At 68.0% G+C, this 16,128-nt stretch carries 19 protein-coding genes; 3 read left to right on the top strand and 16 right to left on the bottom strand.

The genetic code is table 11. From position 1 onward, the window contains the following. Positions 1-63: 63 nt before the first annotated feature. The 5 genes from dprA to CXY82_RS04480 all read right to left on the bottom strand — a co-directional run bounded on the left by dprA (position 64) and on the right by CXY82_RS04480 (position 5,295). On the bottom strand, positions 64-1,323 hold the full coding sequence (gene dprA, locus CXY82_RS04500) for a DNA-processing protein DprA (protein WP_104169864.1): 1,260 nt from the start codon (positions 1,321-1,323) through the stop codon (positions 64-66). After that, on the bottom strand, positions 1,320-2,855 hold the full coding sequence (locus tag CXY82_RS04495; RefSeq protein WP_104169863.1) for a YifB family Mg chelatase-like AAA ATPase: 1,536 nt from the start codon (positions 2,853-2,855) through the stop codon (positions 1,320-1,322). The genes dprA and CXY82_RS04495 overlap by 4 nt, the downstream gene beginning before the upstream one ends. Beyond that, positions 2,855-3,211 carry a YraN family protein gene (locus tag CXY82_RS04490; protein WP_104103537.1) on the bottom strand — a complete coding sequence of 119 codons (357 nt, stop codon included), beginning with the start codon at positions 3,209-3,211 and terminating at the stop codon, positions 2,855-2,857. Before CXY82_RS04490 ends, CXY82_RS04495 begins: the two co-directional genes overlap by 1 nt. A 199-nt stretch (positions 3,212-3,410) precedes the next feature. After that, positions 3,411-4,121, bottom strand: a complete 711-nt coding sequence (locus CXY82_RS04485; protein ID WP_199180881.1) for an SGNH/GDSL hydrolase family protein — start codon at positions 4,119-4,121, stop codon at positions 3,411-3,413. Positions 4,122-4,179: 58 nt separating this feature from the next. Continuing rightward, positions 4,180-5,295 (bottom strand): dipeptidase, encoded by a 1,116-nt coding sequence (locus tag CXY82_RS04480; RefSeq protein WP_104169862.1) that lies wholly within the window; start codon positions 5,293-5,295, stop codon positions 4,180-4,182. A gap of 141 nt (positions 5,296-5,436) precedes the next feature. Here CXY82_RS04480 and CXY82_RS04475 point away from each other — a divergent pair, with 141 nt between their 5' ends. After that, complete coding sequence (locus CXY82_RS04475; protein ID WP_104169861.1) at positions 5,437-6,249, top strand: metal-dependent hydrolase; 813 nt, start codon at positions 5,437-5,439, stop codon at positions 6,247-6,249. 60 nt (positions 6,250-6,309) lie between these two features. Then, complete coding sequence (locus CXY82_RS04470; protein ID WP_104169860.1) at positions 6,310-6,756, top strand: nitroreductase family deazaflavin-dependent oxidoreductase; 447 nt, start codon at positions 6,310-6,312, stop codon at positions 6,754-6,756. Between the two features lie 105 nt (positions 6,757-6,861). Here CXY82_RS04470 and CXY82_RS04465 read toward each other — a convergent pair whose 3' ends face one another. The 11 genes from CXY82_RS04465 to rpsP all read right to left on the bottom strand — a co-directional run bounded on the left by CXY82_RS04465 (position 6,862) and on the right by rpsP (position 14,459). After that, the gene (locus CXY82_RS04465) at positions 6,862-8,331 is read right to left on the bottom strand and encodes a glyceraldehyde-3-phosphate dehydrogenase (protein ID WP_104169859.1); all 1,470 of its coding nucleotides are present in this window, start codon (positions 8,329-8,331) and stop codon (positions 6,862-6,864) included. A 73-nt stretch (positions 8,332-8,404) separates the two neighbouring features. Beyond that, positions 8,405-8,728, bottom strand: coding sequence for a DUF2469 family protein (locus tag CXY82_RS04460; RefSeq protein WP_066596196.1), 324 nt, complete (start codon positions 8,726-8,728; stop codon positions 8,405-8,407). 12 nt (positions 8,729-8,740) lie between these two features. Then, positions 8,741-9,382, bottom strand: coding sequence for a ribonuclease HII (locus CXY82_RS04455; RefSeq protein ID WP_104169858.1), 642 nt, complete (start codon positions 9,380-9,382; stop codon positions 8,741-8,743). Between the two features lie 3 nt (positions 9,383-9,385). Further along, positions 9,386-10,132 (bottom strand): signal peptidase I, encoded by a 747-nt coding sequence (gene lepB, locus CXY82_RS04450; RefSeq protein ID WP_104169857.1) that lies wholly within the window; start codon positions 10,130-10,132, stop codon positions 9,386-9,388. Positions 10,133-10,217: 85 nt separating this feature from the next. Next, entirely contained in the window at positions 10,218-10,562 is a 345-nt protein-coding gene (rplS, locus tag CXY82_RS04445; protein ID WP_104169856.1) for a 50S ribosomal protein L19, read from the bottom strand. 192 nt (positions 10,563-10,754) lie between these two features. Then, on the bottom strand, positions 10,755-11,333 hold the full coding sequence (locus CXY82_RS04440; RefSeq protein ID WP_104169855.1) for an MFS transporter: 579 nt from the start codon (positions 11,331-11,333) through the stop codon (positions 10,755-10,757). Between the two features lie 36 nt (positions 11,334-11,369). Next, entirely contained in the window at positions 11,370-12,119 is a 750-nt protein-coding gene (gene trmD, locus CXY82_RS04435; protein WP_104103117.1) for a tRNA (guanosine(37)-N1)-methyltransferase TrmD, read from the bottom strand. Between the two features lie 9 nt (positions 12,120-12,128). Then, entirely contained in the window at positions 12,129-13,010 is an 882-nt protein-coding gene (locus CXY82_RS04430) for a formate/nitrite transporter family protein (protein ID WP_104169854.1), read from the bottom strand. 87 nt (positions 13,011-13,097) lie between these two features. Further along, positions 13,098-13,772 carry a ribosome maturation factor RimM gene (rimM, locus tag CXY82_RS04425; protein ID WP_104169853.1) on the bottom strand — a complete coding sequence of 225 codons (675 nt, stop codon included), beginning with the start codon at positions 13,770-13,772 and terminating at the stop codon, positions 13,098-13,100. A gap of 22 nt (positions 13,773-13,794) precedes the next feature. Beyond that, complete coding sequence (locus CXY82_RS04420; RefSeq protein ID WP_104103108.1) at positions 13,795-14,031, bottom strand: RNA-binding protein; 237 nt, start codon at positions 14,029-14,031, stop codon at positions 13,795-13,797. 2 nt (positions 14,032-14,033) lie between these two features. Further along, positions 14,034-14,459 (bottom strand): 30S ribosomal protein S16, encoded by a 426-nt coding sequence (rpsP, locus tag CXY82_RS04415; RefSeq protein ID WP_104103105.1) that lies wholly within the window; start codon positions 14,457-14,459, stop codon positions 14,034-14,036. Positions 14,460-14,743: 284 nt separating this feature from the next. Between rpsP and CXY82_RS04410 the strand changes: the two genes are divergently transcribed. Next, positions 14,744-15,880, top strand: coding sequence for a glutamate--cysteine ligase (locus CXY82_RS04410; RefSeq protein WP_104169852.1), 1,137 nt, complete (start codon positions 14,744-14,746; stop codon positions 15,878-15,880). The last annotated feature ends 248 nt before the right edge of the window (positions 15,881-16,128 follow it).

Raw genomic sequence — 16,128 nt, 5'->3', positions numbered from 1 at the left:
GACGTACTCATACGCCGAAAGGACGGGGACGACCAGTGGGGTGGTCGGGTGAACGGCGAACCGTTACCGGCCGCGCACCCAGCCGGTCTCCTTCTCCCGAACCACCCCCTCCAGGTCGAGGGCGCCGAGGGACCCCTGCACCGTTGACATCGACAGTCCGGCCCGACGGGCGATGTCTGTCACGCTGCGCGCCGCCCGCGTGCTCAGAGCGTCGAACACGCGCACCTGCTCGCTCGTGCGGCCGCCGAACCCGGCCGTGTCTCCGTCGGCGGGCGGCAGGTCGAGGGTGAGGCTCAGCATCCGTTCGCCCACCAGTTCGGCCATCTCCGCGGCTGTGCTGACGCAAACGGCGTCATACTCGCGGATCAGCCGATGGCAGCCGGCCGACGTCGGCGAGGTCACCGGGCCCGGAACGGCCCCGAGCGGCCGGCCGAGAGCGGCGGCATGCCCGGCAGTGTTGAGCGAACCCGAGCGCCAGCCGGCCTCGAGCACGACCGTGGCCGCGCTGGCGGCGGCGATCAACCGGTTGCGTTGCAGGAACCTCCATTTGGTGGGCGCGGCCCCGCAGGGCAGTTCGGAAATGATCGCCCCCATCGTGGCGATGCGGCTCAGCAGGGCGTCGTGGCCGCTCGGATAGTAGCGGTCCACTCCCCCGGCGAGGAACGCGACGGTCAGCCCCGAGCTGGCCAGTGCCGCCCGGTGCGCCATGCCGTCAATGCCGTACGCCGCCCCGGAGACGATGAGGAAGCCGCGGTCGACGAGCCCGGCGGAGGCCTCCATCGTCACATGCTCGCCGTAGCCGGTGGCCGCGCGGGCACCCACCAGGGCGATCGAGTTGGACAGCGCGGTCAGAGCGGTCGGGATGCCCCGCCACCAGAGTGCGATCGGCGCGTGGACTGCCAGGTCGTCGACGCCTCTCGGCCAATGTGCATCAGTGGGCACCAGGAGCCCGGCGGACGCGCGCGCCGCCTGCTGCAGGGAACGGATCACCTCGGCCGAGGATAACCGCGGCCGCCAGCGTTGCAGGGCCTGCTCCAGTAGGGCCTGCAGGTCGTCGGTCAGTGGCAACCCCGTTGCGGCCAGCGCGCCCGCGAGCCGGGCCCCGGTCCACAGGTCGAGGACGGCACTGAGTGCCGGCCCGGCCCCCAGCCCCTGCACGAGCAGTCCGGCGGCGCCGTCGCCCGGCTCCGAGATACCGGTCCACGCGGCGCGCGCGAACACATCGGCGGCGGCCGCGGCATCCGTCGGGCCAGACCCGGCGGATGCCCGCACGCCCCCGGTCAGCGCAACCACCGTGGATTCCTCCAGCCCAAACAGCATCATGACGTCATTCCCTTCCGCAGGTACAAGGCCTGCCCTACCTGTTCAATGCCGGGCCGGGACACGCCCTCGAGGTCGGCGATGGACCAGGCCACCCGCAGTACACGGTCATATCCGCGCATGGTGATGCCTCCGCGTTCAAGCGCCCGGTCAAGGATGGCCGTGGCCGCTCTGCCCAGCCGGGCCTGGGGGCCGCGCAGCCAGGGGCCGGGCACATCGGAGTTCAGCGTCCACGGCGTGCCGGCGAGGCGCTGGGCCGCGGCGGCTCGGGCCTCGATCACCCGTCCGCGGGCGACGGCGCTCGCCAGTCGGGGCGTCTCGGTGGCCAGCCGCAGCTGGGCGGCAGTGATGCGCTGCACCCGCAGCTGAATGTCGATACGGTCCAGCAGCGGTCCCGAAATGCGCGCCAAGTACCGTCGTCGGGAGCTCGGCGGGCAGGTGCAGTCCAGGTCAGGGGCACCGTACTGCCCGCAGGGGCACGGGTTGGCCGCCATCACCAGCTGGAAGCGGGCCGGGAAGTGGGAGACCGCGTTGGCGCGGTGAATGCTGATCACCCCGGATTCCAGCGGCTGCCGGAGCGCGTCAAGCACCGCCGAGGCGAATTCGGGAGCCTCATCGAGGAAGAGCACCCCGTGCGAGGCGCGCGCCGCCGCGCCAGGCCGGATCTGCCCGCTGCCGCCGCCGACCATGGCCGCCGCCGTCGCCGTGTGGTGCGGGGCCTCAAGCGGCGGGCGGGTGATCAGGGCGCGCCCGACGGCGCGGCCGCTGAGCGACCGCATGGAGCTGACCTCGAGGGAGGCCTCAGCGTCGAGGTCGGGCAGCAGTCCGGGCAGCCGGGCCGCCAGCATGGTCTTGCCGGCGCCGGGCGGCCCCACCATGAAGACGTGGTGACCGCCGGCCGCCGCGATCTGCAACGCCAGGATCGCATCGTCATTGCCGATGATGTCGACCAGGTCGGGTTCGGCCGTCTCCGCCGCGGCGTCGCCGGGAACGAGGATGGGGTCAACCGGGATCGGTTCGAGTTCGGCGCCATGCCAGATGGCGGCGTCCCGCAGGGAGGCGACACCGATCACCCGCATGCCCGGCACGAGGGATGCCTCATCGACGTTGCCGGCGGGCACCATCACCGTGCCGTGGCCAAGCCGGGAGGCCGCGATCACCGCCGGGAGCATGCCCGGCGTCGGCCGCAGCCGTCCGTCGAGGGCCAGCTCGCCGATGTGCACCACCCGGCCCACCGACGCGGCCGAGACCACCTGGTCGGCCCCGAGGCAGGCCAGCGCGATGGCCAGGTCGAAGCCCGACCCGTGCTTCGGCAACGACGCCGGGGAGAGGTTGATGGTGAGCTTGTTGCGGGTGAGCGGACAGCCCGAGTTCTTCGCCGCCGCCCGCACCCGCTCGGTGGCCTCCGACAGGGCCGCATCGGGCAGCCCGATCAGGATGATACCCGGCAGCTGCCCGGAGATGTCGGCCTCCACCTCGACCAGTGCCCCGGTCATCCCGGCCAGGGCCACCGCATGCGTGCGGGCGAGCCCCATCAGAACACGCCCGTCAGGTGCTCGATCACGGGCTCGGTGCCGGGACGGATGATCACGGCGATGGCGTCGACACGGATGCGGGCGGGCCGGGCATCCGCCTGTTCGCACCACGCCGCCGCGAGGCGACGCAGCCGGGCGAGCTTGGCGACAGTGATGGCCTCGAACGGATGCCCGAAGCGGGTTCCCGAACGCGTCTTCACCTCGACGAAGACGACCTCTCCCCCGAGCTCGGCGACCAGGTCGATCTCACCCTGCCCACAGCGCCAGTTGCGCTCCACGACCCGGTAACCGGCGGCGGCGAGGAAGAGGGCGGCGCACTCCTCGCCCTGCCTGCCCAGTTCGTCTTTGCGTGCCACGAGCACCTCCGCCCCCAGCGTGCCGGGTAGGCGCTCCCGGCACTCGCGGGGTCGAGAAGCTGTGCGGTCGGCGGCGCGGCCGCGTCTGGGGAGGACCACCCCCGGCCCGGCGGTCCGTCTGTGCTGACCAGCGTCCACGCGGTGCAATCAGCTCTGCCGTTCCGGGAGCGACACAACCAATCGATCAGGACTCGCTCAGCTACAGCCCCAGCGCGGCGAGCGCCGCGTCCATCTGCTCGGCGAGGGCTGCGTAGCCGGCGTCATTGGGGTGCAGGCCGTCGTCGGCCATCCACTCGGGGTGCCCGTCGAGCCAGTAGGAGGCGCCGGAGATGTAGTCTGCGTCGGCGCCGAGCGCGGCCGCCTGAACCCAGCCGATGATCTGCTCCACGGAGTCCGGGCGCTCCTCGGTGTACCAGAACGGCTCCACGACGATGAGGCGCGCCTCTGGCAGGGCCGCCCGGATCATCTCGAAGTCGCGGGTGATCGCCGCCTCGATCTCGTCGGCGCGGGACGGCATCGAGAAGTTGTCGTTGAGCCCCATGGTGCTGATCACGATGTCCGGCCTGGCAGCGATGACCTGGTCGATCAGATCATCCCCCCGCCGCTGGTTCACGAAGCCGAGGCCGTTGCGGCTCGGGTTGACCTCGGTCCAGTCGCGCTCGGCCGAGACGATGGTCGACCAACGTTTGTCCGCGGCCGAGCCGCCGGTGCCGCGCGTGTAGGAGTCGCCGTAGAAGGCGACCACGGTCTCGCCGGGGCCGCGGGCCGCGGGGCCCGGGTCGGCCTCGCCCAGGCCGCGGCCCAGGACGCCGCTCTGGGCGAGCATTGCCAGGGCCACCGCCCCCGCGAGCAGCACGGCGGCGGCGATCCACACGGTGATCCAGAAGGCAGGGCGTCGTCGAGGGGTCATGACACTGATTCGGAGCCGGGCACCGGCAGGGTTGACGGAACACGCCGGCCCGGCATGCTCAGCGCACCAACCGGGGCACCGAGGCGCCGGATGCCGCGTGTCCGGCGGCCGCGAACGCGGCATCCGTCTCGCGCAACACCCGCAGCACGTTGGCGCCGGCAAGGGCCGCGAGGTCGGCGGCCGGCCAGTCGCGCCGGGCCAACTCGGACAGCAGCGCGGGGTAACCGTCGACGCCTTCGAGGCCGGCAGGGAACTCGTCGGTGCCGTCGAAGTCGCCTCCGAGGCCGATGTGGGCCATCCCGGCGACGCGGCGGGCGTGTTCGACGTGGTCGGCGACATCCGTCAGCGTCACGACCGGCGCCGGCCCGGCCCGGTCGCCCTCGAACCAGACCGAGTAGTCCTCGGACAGGAATTGGGGCACGAAGGTGAGCATGAGCACCCCGCCGTTGGCGGCCAGGCGGCGCAGCACGTCGTCGGGCACATTGCGGGGGTGGTCACTGAGGGCCCGGCAGGAGCTGTGACTGAAGATGACGGGCGAGTCGGACGCGTCCAACGCCGCGTGCGCCGTGGCCGGGGAGACGTGCGAGAGGTCGACCAGCATGCCCAGCCGGTTCAGTTCGTGCACGTAGTCGACGCCGCGGGGTGTGAGGCCACCGTGCTCGGGTTCATCGGTGCCCGAGTCGGCCCAGGTCGTGTTGTGCACGTGGGTGAGGGTGAGGTAGCGCACGCCCAGCCGGGCGAACATGCGCAACGCGGCCGGGGAGTCGTTGAGGCTGTGTCCGCCCTCGGCGCCGAGCAGGGAGGCGATGCGCCCGATCGCTCGGGCGGCCTCCACGTCGGCGGCACTGCGCGCGATGCCGAAGTCGTCGGGGTAGCGCGCGGCGAGGCGGTAGACCCAGTCGATCTGCTCGAGCGTGCCCTGCACGGCGTCGGCGCCTGTGTGGTCGTCGCTGACGTAGACCGACCAGAACTGCGCTCCGACCTGCCCTGCCCGCAGCCTGGCGATGTCGGTGTCGGTGGACAGACCGCCCCCGAGACCCTCCACGGAGTAGTCGCGGCTCTGCCGGCACTCCCACGCCCAGTCGTTGTGGCCGTCGATCAGCGGGGCCAGGGCCAGCGCCTGCTCCACAACGACGGATGCCGCGGCGGGCGCGGACGGAACCGGTGTGCTCATGCCCCCACGCTAGTGCCGGCCGGCGCGGGCGGGGAGCGGAAGCCACCTACAGTTGAACCGGAACTGGTGAACCGGCCCAGTCGAGGCTCGGCATGCCCCCGATGGCCTGAATCAGACTTGGACCAGTTAGGACCCCCTCTCATGATGGGTGCACACCATGCCATGACCGGCGCCGCCGCCTGGATCGCCGTCACGGCGACCGCCGGGCACGGCCTCGGGCTCTTTCCTGTGACGCCCGTCGGCACGATCGCCGGCTCGATGCTCTGCGCCGGGGCGGCCCTCCTCGCCGACGCCGACCACAACTCGGCCACCATCTCGCAATCCGTCCCGGTGCTCGGCCGGCTCGTCACCACGGGGATCTCCCGGGCCTCCGGCGGCCACCGGCACGGCCTGCACAGCCTGCTCGGCCTGTTCTCGGCGTGGCTGCTCGCCACCGTGATCGGTCTGGTGCTCTGGGAGCCCGTCTGGGCCACGGAACCGGTGCGCGCCGGCCCGGCCCTGATGAGCGCCGCGGCGATCGCGTTTGCGGCCAAGGTGCTCGGCCTCTCGAAGCAGTCGTGGGGGCTGGCCTGGGCGATCGGCTTCGCCGTGGCGGCTTTCATCGCCGTTTTCGCCCCGGAGCAGCACTCGTGGTTCGTGATCTGCTTCACACTGGGCTACGGCGTGCACCTTCTGGGCGACCTGCTCACCACCGGCGGGCTGCCCCTGTTTTGGCCGTGGATCCCGAAACCGCCCAGATGGTGGCGCCGGGTGCCGGTGCTCGAGAATCTGTGGTCATCGGGCGGCTACCTGTCCGTGCCGGTGCTGGGCAACGCCGGCTCCCTGCGGGAGTGGCTGCTGCTGATCCCGGTCACCGCCTATGCGGGCTACGGCGTGCTGTTCGCGCTGCTGGAGACCTGGGACGTCAACCTGGAGGCCACGCTGGTGGACATTGCCGGGGCGCTGCCGCTGTAGCGGGGCAGAAGACGCCGGGACATCCGTCGGTCGCCCCTGTTCACCTCGTAGGCTGGAGGCATGGGACTGCGCAATCGGCTGACGGATCTGCAGATGAAGACGATGAGCGTGCTGCACCGCGCGGTGCTGACGGCCTCCGGCGGGCGCCTGCTCGCCTCGTTCGGGTCGATGCCGGCGGTCGAGCTGCACACCATCGGCCGCTCCAGCGGCAAGCGTCGCACGACCATGCTCACCGCCCCCGTGCACGGGCACCAGCGCTTCGTGCTGATCGCCTCGAAGGGCGGCGACGACCGCCACCCGCAGTGGTATCTCAACCTGGTCGCGAGCCCCGACGTCGAGCTGACCGTGCGCGGCACCACCCTGAAGCTGCGGGCGCGAACCGCGTCCCCCGCGGAGAAAGCCGAGCTGTGGCCGCAGATCGTGGCGGCCTATCGGGGCTACGACGGCTACCAGCAGAAAACCGGCCGTGATATCCCGGTCGTGATCTGCGAGCCCCGGCCGCGCTGACCCGAACCCGGGCCAACGCCGCTCGGTGAATCAGACCAGAGTGACTCAGACCAGGGTGACTCAGACCAGAGTGACTCAGACCAGAGTGACTCAGACCAGAGTGACTCAGACCAGGGCGACCGACTCGATCAACACCTTCGGGAACACCGGCGGATGCACGCCCGCCATCTCCTCGAGCACCCGGATGACCTGGCAGCTGTACCCGTATTCGTTGTCGTACCAGACGTACAGCACGGCCTTCGTGTCGGTGCAGATGGTGGCCAGGCCGTCGACGATGCCGGCCCGGCGGGAGCCGAGGAAGTCGCTGGAGACCACCTCGGGCGAGTCGATGTAGTCGATCTGCTTGTGCAGCTCGGAGTGCAGCGACATGGTGCGCAGGTAGGTGTTGAGCTCGTCCTTGGTGGTGCCCTGCGTGAGGGTGAGGTTGAGGATCGCCATCGACACGTCGGGCGTGGGCACCCGGATGGCGTTGCCGGTGAGCTTGCCGGCCAGCTCGGGCAGCGCCTTGGCGACGGCCTTCGCGGCCCCTGTCTCGGTGATCACCATGTTCAGGGCGGCGCTGCGCCCGCGGCGGTCGCCCGAATGGAAGTTGTCGATCAGGTTCTGGTCGTTGGTGAACGAGTGCACCGTCTCCACATGGCCTTCCCGGATACCGAAGCGGTCGTTCACGGCCTTGAGCACGGGCGTGATCGCGTTGGTGGTGCAGGATGCCGCCGTGATGATGGTGTCGTCCGCGGTGATGGCGTCGTGGTTGATGCCGTGCACGATGTTCTTCAGCGCACCCTTGCCCGGAGCCGTGAGCAGCACCCGGGCGACACCTGGGCAGGCCAGGTGCTGGCGGAGTCCGTCGGCGTCGCGCCAGCGTCCCGTGTTGTCGACCACGACAGCGTTCTGGATGCCGTATCGGGTGTAGTCGACGGTGGCCGGGTCGCTCGAGTAGATGACCTGGATCAGCGTGCCGTTGGCGAGGATCGTGTTGCCCACCGGGTCGACGGTGATGGTGCCCTCGAATGGTCCGTGCACCGAGTCGCGGCGCAGCAGGCTCGCCCGCTTGACGATGTCGTTATCCGACCCGCGGCGCACCACGATGGCCCGCAGGCGCAAACCCTGTCCCCCGCCGGCGTGGTCAATCAGGATGCGCGCGAGGAGACGTCCGATCCGGCCGAAGCCGTACAGCACGACATCCGTGCCCGCGGTGACGAAGTCACCCTGCCGGTCGACGACATCCGCCAGCTCGGCCCGGAGGAATTCCTCCCGGCCGCGCCCGGCACCCTCGAGTTTGTAGGCCATGGCCAGCCGGCCGAGGTCGATCGACGCGGTCCCGAGCCGGAGGGTGCTGAGGGTCTGCAGCAGCGGCAGGGTCTCCTCCAGGGGCAGTTCCACATCGTCGATGTGGCGCGCGAAGCGGTGCGCCTTGAGCAGTCCGATCACCGACTGGTTGACCAGTCCCCGGCCGTGCACGCTCGTGACGACGTGATTTTCCCGATACAGACGGCCGATCAAGGGGATCATCTCTTCAGCGAGTGCCTCCCGGTTGATCCACGAGGCCAGAGCGCGATCAGATTCCTGAAGCAAAAGACATACCCTTCGTTCTCGACCGCATCGTTGCGCCGAGTGTGCAGACCCCCCGGCCTGAGTCTTCGTTGTGCTACTCGTCGAGCGCGAGTTCCTTCGGCAGTTCGAACTCCTTGGACGCGAGTTCCTCGACGTTGACGTCTTTGAAGGTCAGCACCCGCACCGACTTCACGAACCGGTCGGAACGGTAGACGTCCCAGACCCAGACATCTTTCATGGTCAATTCGAAGTAGAAGTCGTGCTCCGTGTCACGGCGCACCAGTTCGACCTCGTTCGCGAGATAGAAGCGTCGTTCGGTCTCGACGACGTACTGAAACTGCCCCACAACGTCTCGGTACTCGCGGTACAGGGCCAGCTCGACCTCGCGGTCGTAGTCCTCGAATTCATCTTCTTCCATGGTTCCTCAATCCTACGCTGTGATCTTCAGCCAGGATTTGCGATGCAGCAGGGTGGGTCCGAGCAGGGCGATCGCCGCCATGTGGGCGGGGCTGCCGTAGCCCTTGTTGCCGGCCCACTCGTAGCCGGGCGTCACGGCATCCGCCTCGATCATCAGAGCGTCGCGGTGCACCTTCGCGATCACGGATGCCGCGGCCACCGACGCGCAGTCCTGGTCGGCCCGCACGCGGGTCACCACGTTGAGCGGAGTGCTCAGTGCCCTGTTCAGCCAGTCGTCGTTGCCGTCCAGGAGCACCACGGCGCCGGTGATGTCGACCCCGGCCGCGAACAGATGCGCGAGGGCCCGCTTGCCGGCCAGGCCGAGCGCGGCGATGATGCCCAGTTGGTCGACCTCCAGCGGCGTCGCGAGGCCGACCGCTGAGTGCAGCGCCCAGGCGACAGCCAGCGGCGCGAGGAGCCCGCGCCGGGGTTCACTGAGCATCTTGGAGTCGCGCAAACCGGCCGGGAAGGCCGAAGCTGAGGCGTTGACGACGGCCACACCTACCCCCACCGGACCGGCAAGGGCGCCGCGGCCGACCTCGTCGACACCGATCACGCAGGTCGCCCCGGCGGCCAGCAACGCCCGTTCGACGTCGAGGGTCGGATCCACGACCATTCCCTACTTCGTCTCCGTGGGGACGCCCTGGAAGACCTCCGGGAAGTCGTCGAGCCAGGACCAGCGCGCGGTCGGCCAGCTGATCACGAGGGCGCGCCCGACGACGTTGTCGATGGGCACGAACCCCTTGCCGGGGGTCTCGGTGTTGTAGCGGGAGTCCTTGGAGTTGTAGCGGTTGTCACCCATCACCCAGAGCGAGCCGTCCGGCACGACGATGTCGAAGTCGTCCTGCGAAACGCTCGTCTCCCCGGTCGGCAGAGACACATAGGGTTCGGACAGAGGCACGTCGTTGACGCTCATCTGGCCGAGCGGGTTGCAGCAGGTAACGTGGTCGCCGGGCAGCCCGATGACGCGTTTGATCAGGTGGTCGTTGCTGTCCGGCGCCGACAGCCCCACCGCGGCCACGACCCAGTCCACGGCGGCGATGACGGCGTTCTGCTCGAGGGGCGCTTGCGGCAGCAGCCAGCCGCCCGGATCCCGGAACACGACGACGTCGCCGCGTTCGACCGGGATCAGTTTCGGTTCGAGCTGGTTCACGATGATCCGGTCGTTGATCAGGAGGGTGGTCTCCATCGACCCGGAGGGAATGTAGAACGAGCGCACCAGGAACGTCTTGATCAGGAACGAGATGAGCAGCGCCACCACGAAGATGACCAGCAGGTCACGTATAAAGAGTGCAACGCCGCGCTTCTTGCGCTTTGTTTCTGTTCCCTGGCGATTGGATCGCGTGGGCAGAGAATTATCTGTCATTAAACCGCCTGAGCTCCTGACCCAGTGTACGGGTGAGGAGCTCAGGGGGAATCCAGCGCAAGCTGGGAGTCGACTGCGACGGGTGTTAGTCGCGCTTCTCCTTGATCTTGGCCTTCTTGCCGCGCAGGTTGCGCAGGTAGTACAGCTTCGCGCGACGCACGTCACCACGGGTGATGACCTCGATGCGGTCGATCACCGGGGAGTGCACCGGGAAGGTGCGCTCGACGCCGACCTGGAAGCTGACCTTGCGTACGCAGAACGTTTCGCGCACGCCTTCGCCGGAGCGTCCGATGACGACTCCCTGGAAGACCTGCACACGAGAGCGAGCGCCCTCAACGATGTTGACGTGGACCTTGACGGTGTCGCCGGCGCGGAACGCCGGGATGTCCTTGCGGAGGGATGGGGCATCCACCTGGTCGAGAATATGCATACTGTTCGCTCTCTGTATCCGCCACAGGACGACTACGGCTTATGCGATCCGACACGCGAGGCGAGCGAATCAGCAAATGAATGAGTGTGTTTCGTGCCGATATGTTGCAGCTCCCCTGTGGCAGAGGCTTGCCACGGCACAAGCGATGATTATGTCACGAAACGCACCATGCCCGCAAAAGCTGGGTGAAGGTCAGGCCTCCGGCGCCTGACCGTGCTTCTTCCCGGATTCCTTCTTCTCGAACGAATCCCCGGGCGGGCGGAGTGGATGCTCGCGCACGATGATGACGGAGGGATCCGGCTTGGGGATGAAACCGTCGGTCGGCGGCAGCGTGGGCGGCACGGTCGGCAGGAACGCGGGGCCCCTCGCCGTCTCCTCGACCAGGAGCATCATGGCCCGCATGCTGCGGCGGGCGGCGGCGATCAGCTCCCAGATGGCGAACCAGAACGCGCCGATTCCGACCACGATCACCAGCGCGGCGAGGCCCGGCGCGACGTCGTAGGTAAAGCCCATGCCCACGATCAGGGCGTGCCAGATCGTGAGGATGCCCACGTCGGCCCACGACACCATGCGGGTGCTGCGAACCTCGGTGCGGGCGAAGAAGATCAGGCTCACGGCGAGTAGGCCCACACCGACCACGAGGCCGCTGAAGAAGCTGGCGACCACGTCCCAGCCGCCGCTGCCGTAAACGGAGGCGCCGACCAGGAGCCACGCCGGAAGCACGAGGACGGCAATGAACTGCCAGTAGTAGAAGAACCTGCGTACGAACACGGAACCAGACTACCCGGGCGACCTGCGCCCGCGAGCTCAGTTCGCTGGCGGCAGAAGGTCCGGGCGCACCCGGGCCGTGCGCAAGAATTGCTGCTCCCGCCGCCACGCCGCGACGGCGCCGTGGTTGCCACTGAGCAACACCGACGGAACGTCGAGGCCGCGCCAGGCCGCGGGCTTCGTGTAGCTCGGATATTCGAGGAGGCCGTCCTCGTGGGATTCTTCGACAAGGCTTTCCGGGTTGCCGACGACCCCCGGGATCAGACGACCGACGGCTTCGATCATGGCCATCACGGCCACCTCTCCCCCGTTGAGCACGTAGTCGCCGAGACTGACCAGGCGCACCCGGCCGTCCTGCTCGAAGTGGTCGAAGACCCGCTGGTCGATGCCCTCGTAGCGTCCGCAGCCGAAGATGAGGTTTGATTCCTCGGCCAACTCCCGGGCCATGGCCTGCGTGAACAAATCCCCGGCCGGGGACGGGAAGATCAGGAGCGGACTGGCATCCGTCGCCGTCGTTTCGGGCATGACGGACGCATCCGGCGGCTCGGCACCCGGGTGCACGTCGGTGAGGATCGCGTCGATCGCGTCACCCCATGGCTCCGGCTTCATCACCATGCCGGCGCCGCCGCCGTAGGGCGTGTCGTCGACGGAGTGGTGCCGGTCGTGGGTGTGGTCGCGCAGGTTGTGCACCCGAAGGTCGATCAGCCCCGATTGCCGTGCCTTGCCGACCAGGGAGACGTCGAGGACGGAGAAGAACTCCGGAAAGATCGTGATGATGTCGATACGCACGGGAGAAGTCTACGAGCGAACGAGCGTGGGTTCGGCAGGCTCGGTCGCCTCGGCGGCCACCTCCGCGTCGACGTCGCCTGCTTCACCGGATGCCGGGGCGCGGTTCACATGGGTACGGTGCGAGAAGTAGATTGGCAGCGCGGTGAAGAGGATGGCGCCCAGGACGTTGCCGAGGAGCACCGGGGCCTGGTTCCATACCCACCACTGCCCGACCGTGACGTCGGCGCCGAGCATGATGCCGGCCGGGATCGCGAACATGTTGACGATCGCGTGCTCGAGGCCGAGGCTGAAGAAGGTCGTCACCGGCAGCCACATCGCGAGGATCTTGCCCGCCGTGGACTTGGACGTATAGAACATGATGGTGCCGATGGCGACCATCCAGTTGCAGAGCATGGCCTTGATGATCACGACAAGGATGCCGCCGGCACCGACCGCCTCGTAGGGCAGCACCTTGTGCTCGGCGAGGTCGATGATGGCCTGGACCATCGGGTCGGACATGTCCGTGCCCAGATAAGTGATCGACGTCGTGTAGAGGAAGGCGTACAGTCCGGCCCCGAAGAGGTGGGCGAGAATGACCACGAAGAAGTTCCTGAGTCCCCGGGTGACCGTCGTGCGCCCTTCCATGATCGCAAGCGGGACAAGGGCGAAGCTACCGGTGACCAGCTCGAGACCCAATAGCAGGATCATCGCGAAGCCGACCGGGAAGAGCACGGCCCCGACGATCGGCAGCCCGGTCTGGGCCGTGGCGGTTAAGGCGACGGTCGTGGCCGCTCCGAGAATCGCCCCGGCAAGCGCACCCCGCATCACCATTTGCCCCAGGGTCAGTTGCGTTTTAAGCACGCCGGAGTGAGTAATGTCATCGACGAGTTGGCTCGGTTTAACGTACGACATGCGACGGTGCTCCTATAAGAGGTCTGCCGCGTCGTGACGAGGTGGGGAGCCGGTCGGGCGCGGCGCGCCTCTCCCCGAGGAGGTGTTTCAGCTCCGGCCGGGGGCTCCGTCGACCTCGGCCTGGGGTTCCGATTCAGGTTCGGGGGCAGCCGTGGCTGCCGTGTTGTCACTATTATCGACGTTGTCATCGTCGTGATCAGGTTCCTCCGGGAGCTCTTCGAGCAAGCCGGGAGGCGGGGTGATGGTGACGATGCCGGTCGCGATGTCGACGGAGGGCACGATGGCCTTCACGAATGGGATCATGACCTCGGCGGCGGGGGTCTTCACGATCAACAGGTCCTGCGCGGGAAGGTGCTCCAGCCGCGCGATGGTTCCGATCTGCACGCCGTCGCGCACGACGGAGAGGCCGATCAGCTGGTGGTCGTACCAGGCGTCTTCTTCGCCGGACTGTTCCGCGTCGTCCTGGTCGATCCAGAGGATCGCCTTGGCGAGGGCTTCGGCCGCTTCACGGTCGGGGACATCCTTGAAGAAGCCCACCGCGTGCTGGTTGTACCAGCGGAGCTCGACGAGCTCGATTTTCTTGCCGTGCCAGGGTGAACCCGTGGGCACCTGCAGGGTGAACACGGCGCCCGGGACGAAACGACGTCCCGGGTCATCCGTGAACAATTCCAGCTTGATCGCGCCCTTGAGACCGTGCGCCTTGGTCAGGCGCCCCACCCTCAACTGGCTGCGCGGAGTCGTACTGTCGTTCACCGAACTCATATCCAACTACTCATTTACCAGTTCAGAAATCGGTGTCGACGACGTCAACGCGCACCCGCCGGCCGTCGGCCAGCGCGGCCACGAGGGTGCGCAGTGCCTTGGCGGTGCGCCCGGAACGCCCGATCACGCGGCCGAGGTCTTCGGGGCTCACACGAACCTCGAGAACCTCGCCCCGTGGGGACGTCTGGGTCACAACATGCACATCGTCCGGGTGATCGACGATCCCCTTGACGAGGTGCTCAAGCGCGGGAGCGAGCAAAATTACGCCTTGTCCTCTTCGGTTGCCTCCGCGGCAGCCTCGGTCTCCTTGGGTGCCTCTTCCTTGGCCACAGGCTTGACGGCCTTCGGCTTCAGAACCGGCTTCTTCTTCTCGTCGGCGACGAACGGAGCCTTCGGCTCCTTGAACTTCACGGTACTGACGGCGTTCTTGTCACCCTTGAAGATGCCCCAGTCGCCGGTCAGCTTGAGGAGAGCCTCAACCTGCTCTGTCGGCTGTGCTCCAACGCCCAGCCAGTACAGGGCACGCTCGGACTTGACCTCGATGACGGAGGGCTCCTGCGTGGGGTGGTAGATGCCGATCTCTTCGATGACACGACCATCGCGCTTGGTGCGCGCGTCGGCAACGACGATGCGGTAGTACGGTGCACGGATCTTGCCCATGCGCTTCAAACGAATTTTGACAGCCACAATTCTCCTGTGTATTTGATTTTTGGCGAACTGGGGGCCGTGAGCGTGGGGGCACACTCGGCACAAGCTCAATAAGGTTTTTCCTGCGCCTGAGTAGAGGGTCGGACGCAAGAGAACTCGACTGATCATTCTGTCAGACATCGACGACTTTCTGATAATCGACCGGCTGGGCGGCGCGGTCATCACCGGACCCGCGGCCGGCTGAAGCGCCGCTTCGCCAATCGGTGTCAGGATTGTCACACAACCACGCCCGAAGGGGTGAACCAGGATCGGAAGGACCGCGCATGGGGATCGAATTTGCCCGGTCGAAACGGTCAACCATTGGCATCGAGTGGGAACTCGCCCTCGTCGACCGCGAGTCGGGTGACCTGGTCTGCCTGGCCGAAGAGGTGCTGACGGCTCTGGCCGCGCCCGACGGCACGCCGCATCCGCACATCACCGGGGAATTGCTCCTGAACACGGTCGAACTCGTGTCGGGGGTGCACCATACAGTTGCGGGCGCCGTCACGGATGTCGCCGTCCAGGTTGACGAGGTGCGCGCCATCACGGATCCGCGGGGCGTCGAACTCATCTCTAGCGGATCGCATCCGTTCAGCCAGTGGTTCGACCAGAAGGTCACGGACAAGGCCCGCTACCACCGGTTGATCGACCGCACCCAGTGGTGGGGCCGCAACATGATGATCTGGGGCATCCACGTGCATGTGGGGATCGAGGACAAGGCCAAGGTCATCCCGATTTTGAACGGCCTGCTCGGCTACCTGCCGCACCTGCAGGCCCTGTCGGCGTCGAGCCCGTTCTGGGCCGGCGTGAACACCGGCTACGCCTCCAACCGCGCCCTCATGTTCCAGCAGTTGCCCACCGCCGGCCTGCCGTGGATCCTGCAGGACTGGGAGGCCTGGGAGCGCTACGTGGCCGATATGACCGCCACCGGGGTGATCGAGGACGCGACCGAGGTGCGCTGGGACATCCGTCCGTCGCCGCGATGGGGAACCATCGAGGTGCGCGCCTGCGACGGCGTGTCCACGACGGAGGAACTCGGCGCCATCGCCGCGTTCATCCAGTGCCTGGTCGACTGGATGTCTAAGCGTCTCGACGCCGGCGAGACGGTCGGGTCGATGCAGCCGTGGTTCGTTCGCGAGAACAAATGGCGGGCCGCTCGCTACGGCCTGGACGCCGAGATCATCACGGATGCCGCGGGCGCCGAAAGCCTGGTGACCGACGATGTGCGCCGGCTGATCGGCATCCTCTCCCCCGTCGCCGAGCGTCTGGGCTGCCTGGACGAGCTGCAGAGCCTGAACCGGATCATCACCGCGGGTGCGAGCTACCAGCGGCAGCTGCGCGTCGCCGAGGCGCACGGCGGCAGCCTGCCGGCCGTCGTGAAGTCGCTGACCCGCGAACTCCGCACGGGCCTCCCCGCATAGCTGAGTGAGCCCTCATGGCCGTGGACGATGCGGGATCGCGGCTTGGGGGTTCCGAGCCGGGTGTTCGTGATGTCGACGCAGGCAGGCAATGGACCGTGACGCGGGATGTGAGTGCGTTCCGGTTATCGTGTCTCTCGGGTCCGCGGCCCTGCAGCAACTCCGTCCCCAACGAATTCGACGGAGATTTTGGCTCTCCTGTCGTAACCGTGGGTTAATCCCGGCCGGGGAGTGCGGGTTTGTGGCCGCCG

The sequence above is a fragment of the Cryobacterium sp. M23 genome, from assembly GCF_002929655.1.
GTDB classification, from domain to species: domain Bacteria; phylum Actinomycetota; class Actinomycetes; order Actinomycetales; family Microbacteriaceae; genus Cryobacterium; species Cryobacterium sandaracinum.
The sequence above is the reverse complement of the archived record's forward strand: the minus strand, read 5'-3'. Positions and strand labels throughout refer to the sequence as shown.

Excerpts from the sequence above, each read along its gene's own strand:
- dprA (WP_104169864.1), bottom strand. The coding sequence starts at position 1,323 with ATGATGCTGTTTGGGCTGGAGGAATCCACGGTGGTTGCGCTGACCGGG.
- CXY82_RS04495 (WP_104169863.1), bottom strand. The coding sequence starts at position 2,855 with ATGGGGCTCGCCCGCACGCATGCGGTGGCCCTGGCCGGGATGACCGGG.
- CXY82_RS04485 (WP_199180881.1), bottom strand. The coding sequence starts at position 4,121 with ATGACCCCTCGACGACGCCCTGCCTTCTGGATCACCGTGTGGATCGCC.
- CXY82_RS04480 (WP_104169862.1), bottom strand. The coding sequence starts at position 5,295 with ATGAGCACACCGGTTCCGTCCGCGCCCGCCGCGGCATCCGTCGTTGTG.
- CXY82_RS04475 (WP_104169861.1), top strand. The coding sequence starts at position 5,437 with ATGATGGGTGCACACCATGCCATGACCGGCGCCGCCGCCTGGATCGCC.
- CXY82_RS04470 (WP_104169860.1), top strand. The coding sequence starts at position 6,310 with ATGGGACTGCGCAATCGGCTGACGGATCTGCAGATGAAGACGATGAGC.
- CXY82_RS04460 (WP_066596196.1), bottom strand. The coding sequence starts at position 8,728 with ATGGAAGAAGATGAATTCGAGGACTACGACCGCGAGGTCGAGCTGGCC.
- CXY82_RS04455 (WP_104169858.1), bottom strand. The coding sequence starts at position 9,382 with ATGGTCGTGGATCCGACCCTCGACGTCGAACGGGCGTTGCTGGCCGCC.
- lepB (WP_104169857.1), bottom strand. The coding sequence starts at position 10,132 with ATGACAGATAATTCTCTGCCCACGCGATCCAATCGCCAGGGAACAGAA.
- rplS (WP_104169856.1), bottom strand. The coding sequence starts at position 10,562 with ATGCATATTCTCGACCAGGTGGATGCCCCATCCCTCCGCAAGGACATC.
- CXY82_RS04430 (WP_104169854.1), bottom strand. The coding sequence starts at position 13,010 with ATGTCGTACGTTAAACCGAGCCAACTCGTCGATGACATTACTCACTCC.
- rimM (WP_104169853.1), bottom strand. The coding sequence starts at position 13,772 with ATGAGTTCGGTGAACGACAGTACGACTCCGCGCAGCCAGTTGAGGGTG.
- CXY82_RS04410 (WP_104169852.1), top strand. The coding sequence starts at position 14,744 with ATGGGGATCGAATTTGCCCGGTCGAAACGGTCAACCATTGGCATCGAG.